General features: G+C 37.4%; 20 protein-coding genes. 15 read left to right on the top strand and 5 right to left on the bottom strand.

Annotation, left to right across the window (positions count from 1 at the left end; genetic code table 11):
* The first annotated feature begins 80 nt into the window (after positions 1-80).
* The 6 genes from ORL93_RS14935 (at position 81) to ORL93_RS14910 (ending at position 4,119) form a co-directional block, all read left to right on the top strand.
* Entirely contained in the window at positions 81-1,370 is a 1,290-nt protein-coding gene (locus ORL93_RS14935; RefSeq protein ID WP_033799161.1) for a molybdopterin molybdotransferase MoeA, read from the top strand.
* Positions 1,334-1,855: a molybdopterin-guanine dinucleotide biosynthesis protein B gene (gene mobB, locus ORL93_RS14930; RefSeq protein ID WP_026008463.1), complete on the top strand. Its 522-nt coding sequence runs from the start codon at positions 1,334-1,336 to the stop codon at positions 1,853-1,855. The genes ORL93_RS14935 and mobB overlap by 37 nt, the downstream gene beginning before the upstream one ends.
* Positions 1,852-2,322, top strand: a complete 471-nt coding sequence (locus ORL93_RS14925; RefSeq protein WP_018782819.1) for a molybdenum cofactor biosynthesis protein MoaE — start codon at positions 1,852-1,854, stop codon at positions 2,320-2,322. The genes mobB and ORL93_RS14925 overlap by 4 nt, the downstream gene beginning before the upstream one ends.
* Complete coding sequence (gene moaD, locus ORL93_RS14920) at positions 2,319-2,552, top strand: molybdopterin converting factor subunit 1 (RefSeq protein WP_018782818.1); 234 nt, start codon at positions 2,319-2,321, stop codon at positions 2,550-2,552. The genes ORL93_RS14925 and moaD overlap by 4 nt, the downstream gene beginning before the upstream one ends.
* Before the next feature lie 91 nt (positions 2,553-2,643).
* A complete protein-coding gene (locus ORL93_RS14915; RefSeq protein WP_006096249.1) occupies positions 2,644-3,813 on the top strand; it encodes a nitrate/nitrite transporter in 1,170 nt (389 codons plus the stop codon).
* A gap of 93 nt (positions 3,814-3,906) precedes the next feature.
* Positions 3,907-4,119 (top strand): hypothetical protein, encoded by a 213-nt coding sequence (locus tag ORL93_RS14910; RefSeq protein WP_142308414.1) that lies wholly within the window; start codon positions 3,907-3,909, stop codon positions 4,117-4,119.
* On the opposite strand, the gene ORL93_RS14905 is transcribed toward ORL93_RS14910, so the two are convergent.
* Positions 4,116-4,610: a CarD family transcriptional regulator gene (locus ORL93_RS14905; RefSeq protein WP_003201207.1), complete on the bottom strand. Its 495-nt coding sequence runs from the start codon at positions 4,608-4,610 to the stop codon at positions 4,116-4,118. The genes ORL93_RS14910 and ORL93_RS14905 overlap by 4 nt on opposite strands.
* Before the next feature lie 285 nt (positions 4,611-4,895).
* On the opposite strand from ORL93_RS14905, the gene ORL93_RS14900 reads away from it, so the two are divergent.
* Positions 4,896-5,132, top strand: a complete 237-nt coding sequence (locus tag ORL93_RS14900) for a DUF2553 family protein (protein WP_029427646.1) — start codon at positions 4,896-4,898, stop codon at positions 5,130-5,132.
* Between the two features lies 1 nt (position 5,133).
* A complete protein-coding gene (locus tag ORL93_RS14895; protein WP_003201211.1) occupies positions 5,134-5,316 on the top strand; it encodes a sporulation protein Cse60 in 183 nt (60 codons plus the stop codon).
* On the opposite strand, the gene ORL93_RS14890 is transcribed toward ORL93_RS14895, so the two are convergent.
* Positions 5,300-5,569, bottom strand: coding sequence for a DUF3973 domain-containing protein (locus ORL93_RS14890; protein ID WP_265959165.1), 270 nt, complete (start codon positions 5,567-5,569; stop codon positions 5,300-5,302). The two genes, ORL93_RS14895 and ORL93_RS14890, sit on opposite strands and share 17 nt — an antisense overlap.
* Positions 5,570-5,928: 359 nt before the next feature.
* Here ORL93_RS14890 and ORL93_RS14885 point away from each other — a divergent pair, with 359 nt between their 5' ends.
* Complete coding sequence (locus tag ORL93_RS14885; protein ID WP_006096246.1) at positions 5,929-6,357, top strand: SRPBCC family protein; 429 nt, start codon at positions 5,929-5,931, stop codon at positions 6,355-6,357.
* Entirely contained in the window at positions 6,358-6,681 is a 324-nt protein-coding gene (locus ORL93_RS14880; protein WP_003208744.1) for an ArsR/SmtB family transcription factor, read from the top strand.
* A gap of 71 nt (positions 6,682-6,752) precedes the next feature.
* Here ORL93_RS14880 and ORL93_RS14875 read toward each other — a convergent pair whose 3' ends face one another.
* A complete protein-coding gene (locus ORL93_RS14875) occupies positions 6,753-8,186 on the bottom strand; it encodes an MDR family MFS transporter (RefSeq protein WP_018782815.1) in 1,434 nt (477 codons plus the stop codon).
* Between the two features lie 107 nt (positions 8,187-8,293).
* Complete coding sequence (locus tag ORL93_RS14870; RefSeq protein ID WP_006096244.1) at positions 8,294-9,565, bottom strand: BaiN/RdsA family NAD(P)/FAD-dependent oxidoreductase; 1,272 nt, start codon at positions 9,563-9,565, stop codon at positions 8,294-8,296.
* Between the two features lie 150 nt (positions 9,566-9,715).
* Between ORL93_RS14870 and ORL93_RS14865 the strand changes: the two genes are divergently transcribed.
* Together ORL93_RS14865 and ORL93_RS14860 are read left to right on the top strand one after the other, a co-directional pair.
* On the top strand, positions 9,716-11,368 hold the full coding sequence (locus tag ORL93_RS14865) for a putative polysaccharide biosynthesis protein (RefSeq protein ID WP_003201221.1): 1,653 nt from the start codon (positions 9,716-9,718) through the stop codon (positions 11,366-11,368).
* Positions 11,369-11,410: 42 nt separating this feature from the next.
* A complete protein-coding gene (locus ORL93_RS14860) occupies positions 11,411-12,145 on the top strand; it encodes a pseudouridine synthase (protein ID WP_003201223.1) in 735 nt (244 codons plus the stop codon).
* A gap of 82 nt (positions 12,146-12,227) precedes the next feature.
* Here ORL93_RS14860 and ORL93_RS14855 read toward each other — a convergent pair whose 3' ends face one another.
* Positions 12,228-12,449: a DeoR family transcriptional regulator gene (locus ORL93_RS14855; protein WP_000805512.1), complete on the bottom strand. Its 222-nt coding sequence runs from the start codon at positions 12,447-12,449 to the stop codon at positions 12,228-12,230.
* Positions 12,450-12,806: 357 nt separating this feature from the next.
* Between ORL93_RS14855 and pepV the strand changes: the two genes are divergently transcribed.
* The 3 genes from pepV (at position 12,807) to pulA (ending at position 17,454) form a co-directional block, all read left to right on the top strand.
* Positions 12,807-14,213, top strand: a complete 1,407-nt coding sequence (gene pepV, locus ORL93_RS14850; protein WP_006096242.1) for a dipeptidase PepV — start codon at positions 12,807-12,809, stop codon at positions 14,211-14,213.
* 113 nt (positions 14,214-14,326) lie between these two features.
* Positions 14,327-14,881, top strand: a complete 555-nt coding sequence (gene thpR, locus ORL93_RS14845; protein ID WP_097795421.1) for an RNA 2',3'-cyclic phosphodiesterase — start codon at positions 14,327-14,329, stop codon at positions 14,879-14,881.
* A 431-nt stretch (positions 14,882-15,312) separates the two neighbouring features.
* On the top strand, positions 15,313-17,454 hold the full coding sequence (gene pulA, locus ORL93_RS14840) for a type I pullulanase (protein ID WP_098641423.1): 2,142 nt from the start codon (positions 15,313-15,315) through the stop codon (positions 17,452-17,454).
* The last annotated feature ends 417 nt before the right edge of the window (positions 17,455-17,871 follow it).

The raw sequence follows: 17,871 nt of genomic DNA, 5'->3' as shown, positions 1-17,871 counted from the left end.
AGTAATTGCTATTATAATTAGCATTGTACAATATAAAGTGTAATCAAGATGTGATATTTTGCAAATATGGGGTGAAAACAATGTTAGAAAAACGAGTACCAATTCCAGTTGCTGAAGCAGTGGCGCGAGTTATGACATATGCACACCAAGGTGGAATGGAAAAAGTTTCTATTACCGAAAGCTACGGAAGAATTCTTGGAGAAGATGTTGTGGCAGATCACGATGTTCCGCATTTTGACCGCTCTCCATATGACGGATTTGCGATTCGGGCAGAGGATACGAAAGAGGCGGGGAACGAGCATTCAATTGAGTTTGAAGTGATAGGAGAAATAGGAGCTGGTTCTGTTTTTACAGACGAGGTAAAGGCCTTCGAAGCGGTTCGAATTATGACAGGAGCAGCGATTCCAAAAGATTGTGATGCGGTAGTTATGTTAGAGCTTACGGAAGGATTTGAAAGAAACGGAAGAACGTATATGAAGCTAAAGCGCTCTTTTCAAGTAGGTGATAATGTTTCATTCAAAGGTGAAGATGTAAAACAAAATCAAATACTTGTGAAAAAAGGTACGAAGATTAATCCAGGTGTAGCAGCACTTCTGGCGACATTTGGCTACAGTTCAGTAAACGTTATGAAACAGCCTATTGTCGGGATTGTAACGACGGGAAGTGAGTTGTTAGAAGTACATGAACCACTTGAACCAGGAAAAATTAGAAATAGTAATTCCTATATGATCGCAGCTCAAATTGTTAGAGCTGGCGGGAAAGTACGATATTATGGACAACTTGCTGACGATTTAGAAGCTTGCTATGAAGCAGTGAAAGCCGCGGTGGATGAAGTAGACATTTTAATCACAACTGGTGGTGTTTCGGTAGGTGATTACGATTATTTGCCTGCTATTTATAAAAAATTAAATGCCAATGTTCTTTTTAATAAAATAGCGATGCGACCAGGTAGTGTCACAACTGTAGCTGAAGTAAACGGGAAGCTGTTGTTTGGGTTATCTGGTAACCCGTCTGCTTGTTATGTTGGATTTGAATTACTCGTTTATCCAGTTATTCAAGCATTCCTTCATGCGAAAGAACCACATGCATATCGTACAGATGCTATATTGCAGAAAGATTTTCCAAAGGCAAACCCATTTACACGATTTGTAAGGGGGAAAGCAACGTTTATCAATGGTCAGCTGCAAGTTATACCAGTAGGGCTCGATAAATCAAGTGCGATTTCTTCTCTTGCAGATAGCAATGCTTTGATTGTATTGCCAGGAGGAACAAGAGGATTTGAAGCAGGAATGACAGTTTCGGTGTTATTACTAGAATCAAGCCAAGGAAGTGAGTGGCCGTGGGCAGAACCGCTCCAATCTTACAAATAGTTGGCTATCAAAATAGCGGAAAAACGACGCTCACGGAGAAGATGATTCAAGCTTTTTCGGATGAAGGTATGAAAGTTGCTACAATTAAGCATCACGGACATGGCGGCTACCCGGAAGTACCTCAAAAGGATAGTGAACGTCATAGGCGAGCAGGCGCTGTCGTAAGTGCTGTAGAAGGAGCAGGATTATTATCACTTTCTTCTCTTCGGGATGAATGGTCTTTACAGGAAATCATTCGACTATATGAATTTTTTGAAGTAGATCTCATTTTGATTGAAGGATATAAAAAAGAAAACTATCCAAAAGTGGTTTTGCTTCGGAGAAATGAAGATATTGCTTTACTAGATAAAATGGAGAATGTAATAGCGGTCATTATATGGAAAGAGGTTACACAAAGTTTACCAAAAGCGTATAAAACATTTCATATAACAGAGGAAGACGCATACATGGATTGGTTTACACAAACGATGAGAGGTGCACGATGACAATTTCACATTATGAAGTAGTAGATACACCAATTTCGATTGAAGAGGTTACAAATAAAGTGATTCGCCGTGAATGTGGTGCTGTGACAACTTTCACTGGTACTGTAAGAGAATTTACGAAAGGGCGTCGCACGTTATATTTAGAGTACGCAGCCTATAAGACAATGGCTGAAAAAATGCTTGCGAAAATTGGAGATGAAGTGAAAGAGAAGTGGCATGGGACACACGTTGCGATTACACATCGCATCGGTACACTTCAAATTTCTGATATTGCCGTTGTTGTTGCTGTATCAACACCACACCGAAAAGCGGCATATGAAGCAAATGAATATATTATGGAGCGCATCAAACAAATTGTTCCGATTTGGAAAAAAGAGTTTTGGGAAGATGGTGACTCATGGATTGGTGATCAATTAGAAAAAATACCGTATCCAGACGGGGAGCCTGGAAAGGAGATGAAAAAATGATTCGGGTGTTATTATTTGCGCATTTACAAGAAGATGCGGGGACAAATGAGTTAAAAGTAGATTGTGAAAATATTACTGTTGCAGAATTAAAAAATATTATTACGAAAGAACATCATATCGCAGTTTCAGAGCAGATTATGGTCGCTATCAATGAAGAATATGCAAATGAAGATGACAAAATAAAATCTGGTGATATTGTGGCATTGATTCCCCCGGTGAGCGGTGGTTGATTTTTTCCAGTCTAATCACGGAAGTACGTGATTAGACTGGAGGGAATTAATATACATTGTGAAAAAATGAACAAAATAGGAGGCGAAAAGGATGAAAAGTCCGAATTTTCAGTTAGGTTTACAAACTTCTAATCTTATTATTGGTTTTATGGTGTGGGTGATTTTATCTTCACTAATGCCATTTATTAAAGTAGACATTGCGTTAACAGCAGGACAAATTTCCCTTGTCACAGCAGTACCTGTTATTTTAGGGTCGGTGCTTCGAATACCAATTGGTTATTGGACTAATCGTTACGGAGCGAGAAAATTATTCTTTATAAGCTTTATTATGTTATTATTCCCTGTCTTTTATATTAGTATTGCGAATTCTATGATGGATTTAATTATCGGCGGTTTATTTGCAGGGATTGGCGGAGCTGTATTCTCTGTAGGTGTAACGTCTCTGCCGAAATATTATCCGAAAGAGCGTCACGGTTTTGTAAATGGTATTTACGGTGTAGGTAATGCAGGAACAGCAGTTACATCTTTCTTAGCACCTGTGATCGCGACTTCATTTGGCTGGAGAGCAACTGTGCAATCCTTTTTAATCTTACTTGCTATTTTCGCACTTCTAAACTTTTTACTAGGTGATCGTAATGAGCGAAAAGTGAATACACCATTAATGGAACAGTTAAAAGGTGTATACAAAAATGAAAAACTTTGGTTCTTATGTATTTTCTATTTCTTAACTTTTGGATCGTTTGTTGCATTTACAGTATACTTACCAAACTTCTTAGTATCTCACTTTGGATTAGAAAAAGTAGATGCAGGTATGCGAACAGCTGGATTTATCGTCTTAGCAACAGTTATGCGCCCAATTGGTGGGTGGCTTGGTGATAAATTTAATCCATTTAAAATTTTAATCTTTGTATTCATCGGTTTAACACTATCTGGTATTATTTTATCGTTTATGCCAAGTATGAACGTGTATACATTTGGTTGCTTACTAGTCGCATTTTGCGCTGGAATTGGAAATGGAACAATCTTCAAACTTGTACCGATGTACTTTTCTGAGCAAGCAGGGGTTGTAAACGGACTTGTTGCAGCTTTAGGCGGCTTAGGGGGCTTTTTCCCACCGTTAATTTTAACGTTACTATTCCAACTAACTGGTCATTATGCAATTGGATTTATGGCACTTTCAGAAGTAGCGATTGCTTGTTTAATTATTACAGTGTGGATGTATAGTCAAGAAAAGTTGTTAGTGATGTTAAATAACAAATAGAGGGAACAATTACACTGTTTCTTAAAACAATCGAAAAATAAAGCAGCATGATTCTAGTTCTTGTACTGGAGTCATGTTGCTATTTGTATTGGTTTGAAGGGAAGAGTACAAGGTGACCGTTACTTGTTTTCTCCTTTGTTTTTACTTGGCATGGGGCAGGAAGAGGGTCTGACCGCTTCTATGCATGGCTCCGGATGCATTCTCTCATCAAAAAAGAAAGGTTGTATGTCAGTTTTTCAATTTGTATTTATGCAAAAAAAAATAGCGGTCAGCTATTTTCAATTTGAATATATATTTTTAGATTAATGATTGATGGTATCTTGTAGGATATAAGTTGCTTGATTTTCTGAAACATTTTGCACAAGTGCAACTTCACTAATTAAAATTCTGCGCGCGTTGTCTAGCATCTGTTTTTCACTCGCATTTAATGCTCTTTCTTTATTGCGGCGAATTAAATCGCGAACAACTTCAGCGCCGTCTAGAAGATTCCCGTTTTTCATTTTCTCCATGTTCATGGTATATCTTTGTTTCCATGAGAGTGAGTGGTCAGCTTCACCATTATGAATGTCAACTAATACATCGTTTAATGTATTTTTGTCAACAACATAACGTATGCCTGAATTTTCTACTTTATCCATAGGAATCATCACTTGCATATCGCTAATAACCATGTGTATTACACAATACTGACGTATTTTTCCTAACACTTCTTTATCCTCAATCGCTTCGATTATTCCTGCTCCGTGCATAGGGTAAACAATTTTATCACCAATTTGAAACAAATCATCCACCTCCATATGTGGTAACTATATGTAATGATAACACATATGGATAAAAATATCAAATTTATTATATTACCATATGTTATCTACCTGTGTCAATGATTTTAGTTCGTTTTTTAAATCTTGTTTTTAGTTGAAAAATCACAACATTTTTTTGAAAGAACTGCAAGTGAAAAGGGATGATATTCTGAGGAACTCTCACAGAAAAATACAAGGCATATCCACTCTTTTTTAATCATAAAATACAAAATCGTTAATACAATATACCTAAATCCGTTCTTTTTAAAGGAGGGAGAGATGGTGGGACGCACAATTAAAATTGATATTACGAATAAGGTAGTAGCAAGATTTAAATCGAATTATTTAGAATTATATACAAGTAAATTTATGATAGGTAAGTTTTATGTCTATACTGAAGATAAGCAATATGTGTTAGAAGACGGATATGTATATGAAGATGGTAAGTTTTATCGCATCATAGATACGCACCGTGGCAATAATCGAGCGGCGGAGAGCTGTGATCTAGGATGGTGTTAACATGATTCGTGTTAAGGTGTTTGATGAAAGTCATGAAAAGGACTTGGAAGACTCCGTAAATGTGTTTCTAAAGAAGCTGAATGACGAACAGCTTGTAGATATTAAATATCAAGTTGGTGTATCCATTAATGACGATGAAAATCAAATTTATTGTTTTTCGGCGATGGTTATCTATAAAACATAAAAAAGAGCTGGGGAACCAGCTCTTTTTTATGTTTTATAGTAGAAATTATATGGGTTGGTAAAGCATTCATAATGGATTGTGGTGCCAGGTTTTCTTTTGTAGATAGAACTTTTTCACCAGTGGTAGCATCTTTACACATACCGAGATGGTAGCGTTCACCTAGGAATGGATCAATATAAAAACCATTTTTGAAGACTCGATCAGTCAAACCTCTTTCATGATGAATTTCAGAGCAATGAATGCAGTAATACATATCTTTCATCTCCTTTTATTGTTAAAAATTTTTAAAGAAAAAGAGTGAGTAGGTAGTCAGTTTATTGTTTTTGAAAATCGCCACCTGCTCAAATTACATTGCGTATACATATCTCGTTTATATCAATGTGTTTTCTAAATAAATCCCAAGGGAAGGAGGGAGGCTAAGGATTGAGATGTGTTTGCTTTTGTGAGTATATTATGACGAAATGTTGCACTGGTGTTTGTCTTGTTGAAAAAATGTTGAGAATTTCTCAACGGGCAAATGGAGATTTATTGACGTGAAACCAAAAGGTGTTATATTATAAAATAAAACCAAAAGGTGTTACATTGTAACGGCCTATATAAAGGAGAAATAGTATGGATCAGCAAAATACATTACAAGATATTAAACAAACAGTTATTTTTGAAGCGCCTATTCAAAAAGTATGGAATGCAGTATCGACTTCAGAAGGGATTGCATCTTGGTTTATGCCAAATGACTTTGAACCTAAGGTAGGGCATGAGTTTCATGTGCAATCACCTTTTGGACCATCTCCGTGTAAAGTGTTAGAAATTGATGAGCCTCATCGTTTATCTTTTTCATGGGATACAGATGGTTGGGTCGTTTCATTTATTTTGAAAGATTTAGGAGATAAAACGGAGTTTACTCTTATTCATGGTGGATGGAAGCAGGCTGATACAATTCTTCCGAAAGCAAACGAGAAAAGTTCTGTTATTCGCGATAGAATGGCAGGTGGCTGGGTAGCAATTGTAAATGAAAAACTGAAAAAGGTTGTTGAGGGATAAGTGTCCTCATCAGCAGCGAAATACGATGTCTTTCAAGCAATTGCTGATCCAACACGCCGCGAAGTACTCCGGTTATTAACTGAAAAAGAATTGCCGATTTCTAAAATAACAGATCATTTTCCAATGAGTCGTACAGCTGTAGCGAAACATCTTCACATTCTTTCAGAAGCGAAATTAGTAAGCGGAAGAAAAGTTGGGAGAGAAAAGATATATCGGTTGCAGCCTGAGCCGTTGGCCGAATTACAGCAGTGGCTTTCCTATTATGAACAGTTTTGGAATAATAAATTGTCTATGCTCAAATATGTGGTGGAACATGAAGAGTAAGTGTTGTCACGTATTGTCGAAGCGCCGATATATAGAAAGAGGATGATCGCTATGAACGATCATCCTCTTTTTTACTGTTCAGTTGTTTGCGTAGCTGGCTTTAATAGAAGCCACCCGATAAATAGTGTAAGTAGTGCGAGTGCAAATGTACTCATATAAATGATGTGTACGCTCGAAGCTAATACTTCTTGTGATTTTGTTACTACATTTGTTGTACCGCCATGTCCACCTGAGACAAGATCAACATTTTGCATGCCTTGTGCATGAATCATCGTATTAAAGATTGTTCCGAAGATAGCGGCACCTAATGTTTGGCTAAATGTATTAACAAATGTGTTTAAACCAATTGCTGTTCCGCGTGTATGTGCAGGGACAGCTGCTTGGATGGTTACCATATAAATTGGTGTAATAAGTCCCATTCCTAAGCCGAATAGTCCGACTGCAACATAAATTAGAAATGCTGGTGAATGAGTTGATAATATGAATAATAAGAAGGTAGCGACTGATAAAATGCTAGCTCCAAGTAAAATGATTTGTTTCGTTTGTAACTTACCAACTAAATTCCCAGAAAGAATCGCACCAAATGTCCACATAACAGGAATTGGCATCAGAATAAGTCCAGCTTCTGTAGCATTTTTGCCTAATACCCCTTGGCTCCAAATTGGAAGGTACATTGTAATACTAATAATCATGGCGCCAGCAATAAGTGTTAGGACGTTTACAGTTGATAATGTACGGTTAGAGAAAAGTGCTAACGGAATTAATGGCTCCGGAGATTTTTTCTCAAAGAATAAGAAAATAATGAATGAAACAGCTGCAAAGATTAAGAGGCCGATAATTGTAATGTCGCCCCAGTTTTGCTTGCTGCTTCCTGTTAAGAGTGCATATAGTAACGCAATTGTACTTAATGAGAAGATAATTGCACCAGGATAATCGATATGGTGTTTTGCTGGTTTGATTGACTCCTTATAAGAAATTGCAATCATCGCACAAGCAAGAATTCCAAATGGAACATTTAAGAAGAAGATGTAGCGCCAAGAAAGAGAATCGACTAAAAATCCACCTACTAGCGGCCCAACAACACCAGAAACGCCCCAAACAGCACTCATCCAGCCTTGTGCTTTTGCGCGATCTTTCGCTTCACTATATAAGTCTCCGATAATCGTCATTGTAATTGGCATAACAGCGCCGGCACCTATACCTTGAAGAGCGCGAAAGACGATTAATTGTTCCATCGATGTCACGACTCCGCATAATGCAGAACCGATTAAAAAGATGGCTGCGCCGATGAGCAGTACTTTTTTACGTCCGAATAAATCTGCTAGTTTTCCGTAAATTGGAGTCGAGACAGCAGTTGCGAGCATATAAATTGCATACACCCAACTAACAAGTTCAACGCCAGATAAATCACTCGTTATACGAGGGATTGCCGTACTAACAATCGTTCCTTCCACAGCGGAAAGAAACGTCATTAACATTAAAGATATCATGACTTTTTTTCTCATATGTTTTCCCCTTTATAATATTCAACAATATAAAATATAAAGCTACTAAGCTATATAAGGCAACAAAAAAGAAACAGGAGGGGAAAGAATCCACCCGTGTTTCTTTTTTAGTACTGCACTTTTGCGTTTTGTCCTGCAGTTGTTCCGGCGATTCGCCCTGTGACAAGAGCGGAGGTGATATTGTAGCCGCCTGTATAGCCATGAATATCAAGAACTTCTCCGCAGAAGTATAGACCATTCATTAATTTAGAAGCCATTTCTTTCGGATGAATTTCTTTAACAGAAACGCCGCCGCCTGTAACGAATGCTTTTTCAAGTGGCTGTGTGCCGTTTACTGTTACTTTAAACTCTTTGAAGTCTTTCACAAGTGCACGGATTTTTTCGTGTGAAACTTGCCCAGCTTGTTCGCTACCGTCAATTCCATTTCTTTCTAATAAGAATAGGAAATAACGTTCAGGAACATATCCTTTTAACACATTTTTGATTCCTTTTTTGGGTTCTTCTTTCATTTGTTTCATCATGCGTTGGAAGAGCTGTTCGCTATTTTCTTCTGGCAGTGCATCGATGCTCATTTCTACTGTGCGCATTTTAAATTTTTTCATCGTTTTTACAACGAATTGGCTACAGCGAAGAGCGGCTGGGCCAGAAATACCAAAGTGGGTAAAGAGCATGTCCATTTTATGAGAAATGACAGCTTTTCCTTTTGGATTTAATACGCTTAAGTTTACATCGCGTAAAGCAAGGCCTTGCAATGTACGGTCACGAATAAATGGTTCGTTTGAAGTAATTGGGACTTCTGTTGGGAAAAGTTCTGTAATTGTATGTCCCGCTTTTTCAGCCCAAGCGTAGCCATCCCCAGTTGAACCAGTGTGAGGGACAGATTTTCCGCCAACAGCAATTACAACATGATTTGTTTCCAAAACTTCACCTGTTTTGAGAATAACGGCTTTTGTTTGTCCGTTTTCATATTCTACCGTTTCAACTGGTGTGTTCGTACGCATTTTAACGCCTAGTTCTTTTAATCGTGTTAATAAAGCATCGACAACAGATTGCGCTTTATTTGATACAGGGAACATGCGCCCATGATCCTCTTCTTTTAGCTTTACACCAAGCTTTTCGAAGAATGTAATAATATCTTCATTATTAAAGATGGAAAAAGCACTGTATAAAAAGCGACCGTTTCCTGGTATATGTTTCACAATTTCATCAAGCGGTAAGCGGTTTGTTACGTTGCAACGCCCACCGCCAGAAATCGCAAGCTTACGTCCTAGTTTATTTCCTTTATCAAGAAGCAAGACGCGTGCGCCTTCTTCAGCAGCACCGATTGCGGCCATTAATCCTGAAGGGCCTCCTCCGATGACAATCACATCATAATGCATAGTATATCGACCTCATTTTCTACATTTCCTGCCTAAAAGAATAGCATGTTTTCATAGAAAAGAAAAATTCAGTGATATACTGTTTCGCTGAAGAATTGTGGTACAATACAAAGGTTAGAGTTCAGCGTTATATATGTAGGAGGATCATCTATGTCCGATTCAAAATTTCTGCGCGGAACGCTTATTGTGACGTTAGGAACTTTTTTAGTTAAGTTTCTAGGCATGATTTATGTCTTTCCATTTCATGCCTTAGTTGGCACAGAAGGCGGAACGCTCTATACGTATGGATATATTCCATATACGATCTTTTTAAGTATTGCAACGGCGGGAGTGCCGCTTGCTGTTTCAAAGTTTGTTTCTAAATATAATGCGCTTGGAGATTATAAGACGAGCCGGAGAATGTTCCGCTCGGGAATGGTTATGATGATTGCAACAGGAATCCTTTCCTTCTTAGTTCTTTACATGTCTGCGCCATTATTTGCTGAGGCAATGCTTGGTAAACAAAGTGTACGCAATAGTATAGAAGATGTTACGATGATTATTCGCCTCGTAAGTTTTGCGCTTATTGTTGTACCAGCAGCAAGTTTAATTCGTGGTTATTTCCAAGGTCATCAATCGATGGGACCGACTACGGTATCGCAAATTATTGAACAAATTATTCGCATTGTCTTTTTATTAGCGGGTAGTTTTATTGTCATTAAAGTAATAGGTGGATCAGTAGCAGCAGCAGTTGGAGTGGCAACTTTCGCAGCGTTTGTTTCAGCTGTGGGAGCGCTTGGTGTGTTAATATGGTACTGGTTAAAACGCAAAAAGCATCTCGATCAATATTTAATTGAACAAACTGTACCAGAATCAACAGTAAGTACAGCTCAATTATTTAAAGAATTATTTGCATATGCAATTCCTTATGTTGTTATTGGATTAACAATTCCTTTATATCAACAAATTGATACATTAACATTCAACTCTATTATGCAAGCGATTGGACAAGGCGATATCGCAGAGCGAGCACTCGGCATTTTTACGATGTGGACGCATAAATTAATTATGATTCCTGTGTCACTTGCGACGGCGTTTAGTTTAACTCTTGTTCCAGCAATTACAAAATCATTTACAGAAAAACAATTTCGCTATTTAAAACTACAAATTACACAAACATTCCAGGCAAATATGTTCTTGACATTACCAGCGGTAGTTGGTATTTCGACACTTGCGTATCCGATTTATACAGCGTTTTATGAAAAGGATCCATTAGGTGGACAAGTATTGATGTGGTATGCGCCAGTTGCGTTATTATTCGCGTTATTTACAGTGACTGCAGCGATATTACAAGGGATTAATCAGCAGAAGCATGCGATTATTGCGCTTGGCATGGGCGTTATTTTGAAGTTTTTATGTAATGTGATTTTAATTCGTTACTTCGGTACAGTTGGAGCTGTTTTAGCAACAGGTATTGGATTCCTAGCTTCCATTTGGTATACGAATAAACAAATTCGAAAACATGCACACTATTCATTCGGTGTTGTATATAAACGAACATTCCAAATTGCAATATTAACAATTGTGATGGTCATTGTCGTAAAACTATCACAAGGAATTTTATCCTTTGTGATTTCGCCCGAGGGCCGATTTGGTGCACTGATTACTGTTGCGGTTTGTGCAGGTATTGGTGGCCTTACTTACGGATTGTTAGCGATTCGCACAGGTGTACTTGTAAGAGTATTTGGCGGAGAAGCTTTAGAAAAGATTCAGCGTAAGCTTGGCGGTAAGCTGAAAATAAAGATGAAATCAAAAGGGGCGTAATACACGTCCCCTTTTCTATGATAAATACAAGAAGGTGAAAGAATGAGATTAGATAAATTATTAGCAAATATGGGATATGGAAGTAGAAAAGAAGTAAAGAAGTTATTAAAGGATGGCGTTGTAAAAATTGATGGAATTTCAGTAAAAGATGCGAAGTTTCATGTGAATGTAGAAGAACAAGAGGTTACAATTCACGGTGAGATTGTTGAATATAAGGAATTTGTATATTTAATGATGCATAAACCACAAGGGGTCATTTCGGCAACAGAAGATGATAATCATGAAACAGTTGTGGATTTATTGGAATTAGAAGATGCAATCTTTGATCCGTTTCCAGTTGGAAGACTTGATATTGATACAGAAGGCTTCCTATTATTAACAAATGACGGGAAGCTTACGCATCAGTTATTATCTCCGAAAAAGCACGTTCCGAAAAAATATTATGCACACGTAGCTGGAGTTGTAACAGAAAAAGATGTAGAAGAATTTGCAAAAGGTGTTATTTTAGATGATGGCTATGAAACGAAGCCAGGTGAACTTACAATTTTGAAAAGCGATGATGTGTCTGAAATCGAGCTTGTCATTACAGAAGGAAAATTCCATCAAGTAAAGCGCATGTTTGAAGCGGTAGGGAAAAAGGTTGTCTACTTAAAGAGAACGGAGATGGGACCTTTAGTGTTAGATGAAGAATTAGAACTTGGTCAATACCGTGAATTAACAGATGAAGAAGTGGAAATGTTAAAAACGTATCAAGTTCAAACAGAGAGTCAAGATTGAGACCGATTCTAAAAATAGAAAGAACCCCTTTCTGTGAAATCAGAAAGGGGTATGTATTATATTTTAGATACAATTGTTTTCGTTATGAGGTCATTCTCACTTTCTTTCCTGTTGTTGTCCACTTACCGCGGCAAGGGCTATACACGAGTTCATTAAATTGCAACACATTCAGATCACGTTGTATCGTTCGCGGTGTGATCCCGAACTCATCTACAAGGTCTTTCGTCGTTACCGTACCATTCTCATTGATGTACATATAAATTGATTTAATGCGTGTTAGCATACGAGTAGTCGTAGGTTTCAAGAGAAAACCACTCCTCTACTAGTTTTTTTGACCCCATTCAGGAAAGAAGGTCCTTACTTCCATTGTACTCCACTTGACAAATTTCATGCTTTAACCTAGTTAAATTTTACAAAAGTTTAACAAATAATAAAATATAAAAATATTGGTAGTTGACATTCTATGTCTCTTCTATCAACTACCACATAAATTTCTACGTAAACCGTCAAATTCCTGCAAATTTTTTTAGAAAAATAAAAGAAAAATTAATGTGAAATATCTGAAATATTATAATCATTCGTTATTTCATCTTCTCTTATTGGCATATCGGATTTTCGTTTGCTATGATGAAAGAGAGAATATAGAAGAGGTGAATAAGTTATGTCAGCAATTAATTGGACAGAAGAAGTTGAGAAAAGAAAAGATGAATTAATTCATGACACGCAGCAATTCCTGCAAATTAAAAGTGTATGGGAAGAAGAAACAGCAAAAGAAGGTGCACCGTTTGGAGAAGGTGTAGCGAAAGCACTATCCTTCATGTTACATAGAGGAGAAGTTGAAGGATTTACTTCTAAAAATTTAGAAGGGTATGCAGGACACCTTGAAATGGGACAAGGAGAAGAATTGGTGGGTATTCTTTGTCACGTTGATGTTGTGCCAGAAGGAGATGGATGGACAACACCTGCATATAGCGCTGATATTCGTGACGGAAAGATTTTTGCACGCGGTGCAATTGATGATAAAGGGCCGACAATGGCTGCTTACTATGCAATGAAAATTGTAAAAGAATTAGGATTGCCGCTTTCAAAACGCGTACGCATGATTTTAGGAACGGATGAAGAAAGCAACTGGAAATGTGTCGATCATTATTTCAAAAATGAAGAAATGCCAACGATGGGGTTCGCACCAGATGCAGATTTTCCTATTATTAATGCGGAAAAAGGGATTTCTGATATACAAGTTGTGCAAAAGAATAGCGAAACAGAAGGCGGGGAATATGAGCTTGTTTCATTTGCTTCAGGTCGCCGTTTAAATATGGTTCCTGATTTTGCGGAAGCAGTGATTACGACTGAAAAAGCAGAGGAACTCAGAAATGCTTATGAACAATACTTACAAACTGTGAAGAAGACAGGTAAAGCAAATGTAGCAGGAAATACCGTGACACTACAACTAGAAGGAGTTTCAGCTCACGGTTCTACTCCTGAAAAAGGTGAAAATGCAGGACTCTTATTAGCGAACTTTTTAACAACGATTGCTCTTGACGGTAAAGGCGCTTCATTTGCGGCATTTGTTACAGAAACATTTACGAATGATACGCTTGGAGAAAAAGCAGGAATCGCTTATAAAGATGAAATTAGCGGACCGTTAACAGTCAATGTAGGTCGTCTTTCTTATACGAAAGAAGAAGGCGGAAACTTAGGTTTAAATGTGCGCTATCCAGTAACAACGAATTTTGAAGAGACAGTGCAGAAATTAAAAGACTATGTCGGCAACAAAGGCTTCCAAGTAGCTGATTATTCTAACTCACGTCCGCATCACGTTGATAAAGATCATGTTTTAATTCGTACATTACAGCGTGTGTATGAAGAACAAACAGGAGAGAAAGCGGAGCTATTAGCAATTGGTGGCGGTACATATGCTCGTTCATTAAAAGCTGGTGTAGCATTCGGTCCGCTTTTCCCTGGAAAAGAAGAACTTGCTCATCAAAAAGATGAGTATATTGAAATAGAAGATTTACTAAAAGCAACAGCAATTTATGCACAGGCAATTTATGAATTAGCGAAATAGGTTGATTTTACTGTGATATATGACCGCTCTCTATCTTAGGGAGCGGATTCTTTTTATCCAATTGAATGAGATACAAAAGAAAAGCAACAATAACAAGAAAGGAGAAGATACAAATGGTACCACATTATTTTTTAGCAGTTACCTTGCCGGATCATATAAAAGAAATACTTGAAAATTACAAAGAAGAAATGAAGGACAAGTTGCCATTTCGCTCATGGGTATATAAGGAAGACTATCATATTACCCTTGCTTTTTTAGGGAGTGCGACGCAGGAACAATTGAAAGGAATAGAGAAAGGATTACAACTCCTTACAAATAAAACGGAATTAGATCTCACGCTGCAAAATTTTTCTATATTTGGCCTAGTAGAGAGCCCACGTATATTTTGGGCTGGATTAAAAGAAAATCAAGCGTTATTTGATATGCAAAAACAGGTGCATGCTATTTGTGAAAGAAACGGTTTTTCGCTTGAAACACGTCCCTATCATCCGCATATTACTGTTGCTCGTAAGTGGATGGGAGAAGAAACATTTAATCTTAAAGATCTGAAGCAATTAGATGCGATAGTGTTTCAGGCTGATACGATTACATTGTATGAGTCTCACGTCCATCAAACTCCAAAGTATAAGTCAATTTATGAAATAAAGTTACAGAATCTTAAAGTGTGAAAACGTTTCTTATGAATGTGAATATACTATAGAAAATAGTAAGTTTGTGTAACATCCCATTTATCCTGTTATTTTCGGGCAGTAAGCCCCCCCACCTCAATATTCAGAGAGAAACAAGGGAGATGGATGGAAGATGAAGAAAACCCCCACTGATGGAAGTTTCACTTTATCTTTAGGGGATACCTATTTCTTACAGATATATATAAAACCATTTTGATTTTTCAACATAAAATCCCCTGTTATGTAAAGCAAAAAGTGATCGCTACTTGTTTTCTCTCTTTGTTTTAACGTTGCACGGGGCAGGAAGAGGTTCTGACCGCTTTTATGAATGGCCAGTTATTCTCTCCCACCTAAAGATTGGGTTTTATGTCGGTTTTTCAAATTGTATTCATATAGTTTCATTTTAATTTCGAGAATGATGGTGATTTTTTATGCTGAAAGTAAAGCGTCCATTTGAAGCCTATTTAGATGAAATGAATAAAATTACAATTTTGCTCCCGCATACGTATGGAACAAGCCGGACATTTTTTATGCAGGAAGGAAATCATGTATGGGAGCTTAAGGTTGCTCAAATTATTTCCCTTGCAGATGTAACAAAGTATGAATGTTATATAGAATATCCACTTGATGTGGGGAAGTATTATACAGTGCGGGATGAGCGGAATGAAGAAACAGATTTACAAATTGGAGCGGTTATTCGAACGGCTGTATTTGATGAAAAATATTATTATGATGGTAGCGATTTAGGAGCTTGTTATAGAAAGGAAAAAACAACTTTTAAAATGTGGGCACCAACTGCAAGACTTGCGAAAGTAAGAATTTATAAAAATGATAAAGAGTATACGGATTATGAGATGCAAAGAGAAGAGAATGGTGTTTGGTCTCGTATTTTACAAGGAGACTTTGAATTAGCAAGGTATACATTTCTCGTTTGTATTAATTTAATATGGAATGAAGCGGTAGATCCATATGCAAAATCGGTATCGGTGAATGGTAAGTATGGAATTGTAATTGATCTTGCGAAGACATATGTAAAAGAACAAACTTCATTACCTAAACTTGAATCTTTTACGGATGCAATCCTTTATGAATTGCATATTCGTGATGCCACTATGCATCCAAATAGTGGTGTGGAAAAAAAGGGGACATATACTGGATTAACAGAAGAGAATACGAAAGGGAGACTTGGGACAGAGACGGCATTTTCTTATATAAAAGGATTAGGAGTTACACATGTTGAGCTTTTACCTCTTCATCACTTTGCTGGAGTAGATGAAACGACTCCTTTTGTAACGTATAACTGGGGCTATAATCCATTATATTACAACGTTCCAACGGGAGTGTATGCAAGTGATCCTACCGCCCCTTATAACCGAATCAAGGAATGTAAACAACTTATTGAAAAGTTTCATGAGCATGGACTCCGCGTTATTTTGGATGTTGTATATAACCATGTATATGAAAGAGAAACGTCATCTTTTGAAAAGCTTGTACCAGGATACTATTTCAGACATGATGAAAATGGCATGCCATCAAATGGAACTGGAGTTGGGAATGATCTAGCATCAGAGCGAAAAATGATGCGGAAATTTATTATTGATTCTGTTTTATATTGGCTTACTGAATATAACGTGGATGGTTTTCGATTTGATTTAATGGGAATTTTAGATGTAGAAACGATGAATGAATTAGAAAAGGAAATAAGGAAAAGAAAAAAGGATGCACTGTTATTAGGGGAAGGCTGGGATTTACAAACACCGCTTCCGGCAGAGGAGAAGGCAACGCTTAACAATGCAAACAAAATGCCACAAATCGCGCAGTTCAACGATCAATTTCGTGATGGGATAAAAGGTAGCACGTTTGATGTAAGTAAACGTGGTTTTGCATTTGGAGGAAGTTTAGACCCCGCGCATTTGCAATATGTGTTATCAGGAAGTCTTGTAAATGAAAAAGGAGACGGGTTATTTTTAGAACCCATTCAAAGTATTAACTATGTGGAATGTCATGACAATATGACGATGTGGGATAAACTCGTGCGTAGCAATCAGGAAACGGAAGAAGTGCAAAAAAGGCGTCATCGTTTAGCGACAGCGATGACATTACTCTCACAAGGAATTCCATTTTTACATGCAGGACAAGAGTTTTATCGTTCTAAGAAAGGAAATGAAAATAGTTATAATGCGCTTGACGAAATTAATCAACTCGATTGGGATCAAAAAGAGAAAGAAATAGAAACAATTGCTTATATACAAGGCTTGATTGCGATTCGTAAGGCACATAGAGCGTTTCGCTTACAGTCAGCGAATCTTATAAAGGAGCATATGACATTTTTACAAACATCTCCTACTGTTGTTGCTTATCATTTGCAAAATATAGGAAAGTTCGGTCCTTGGAAGGAAATTGTGGTGTTGTTTCATAATGGTGTGCAATTAGAAACGATTTCACTGCCGAAACACGAAATGTGGTACGTATTAGCAGACAGTGCAAAAGCGAAAGTACATCCGATTTCTTCATTTCAAGGAAGTGAACTTCAAATGGTTCCGATTAGCTCGTATATATTGGCGATAATGTGACAAATCGCTACTTGACGATGAGAATATAATAAATGTAGAATTGACAAAGGTGACGATTTCGATAAGTTGTCATTGTATTATTGGTTTTGTAAAATATAAAGAATAGACGGTTAGTTTGTCTTGATTTCTTGGCCCATGCCAAGTTTTCTTTTATCAAAAAAAAGCAAGAAAACTCCACCTTCAAGGAATATGCCCAGTATAGTCTTTGAGGATGAAGATGAATTGCTAGTAACTGTCTTTATACAATATATTAAAACAGTAGTTCCAGGGGCGTTTGCCAATGGAATAGAGGGGTTGTGCATCAGGCAGCTGTGTCAACTTCACCCGTGTTAATCATCTGTTAGAGAAGATTAACACGAGAAACCCCTACTTCAAGAGCCAAAGGAGCTAAGTAGCGGGAGTTTTCATATGAATCCA

The organism is Bacillus sp. DHT2 (assembly GCF_026241455.1).
GTDB classification, from domain to species: Bacteria; Bacillota; Bacilli; order Bacillales; family Bacillaceae_G; genus Bacillus_A; species Bacillus_A pseudomycoides.
The sequence above is the reverse complement of the archived record's forward strand: the minus strand, read 5'-3'. Positions and strand labels throughout refer to the sequence as shown.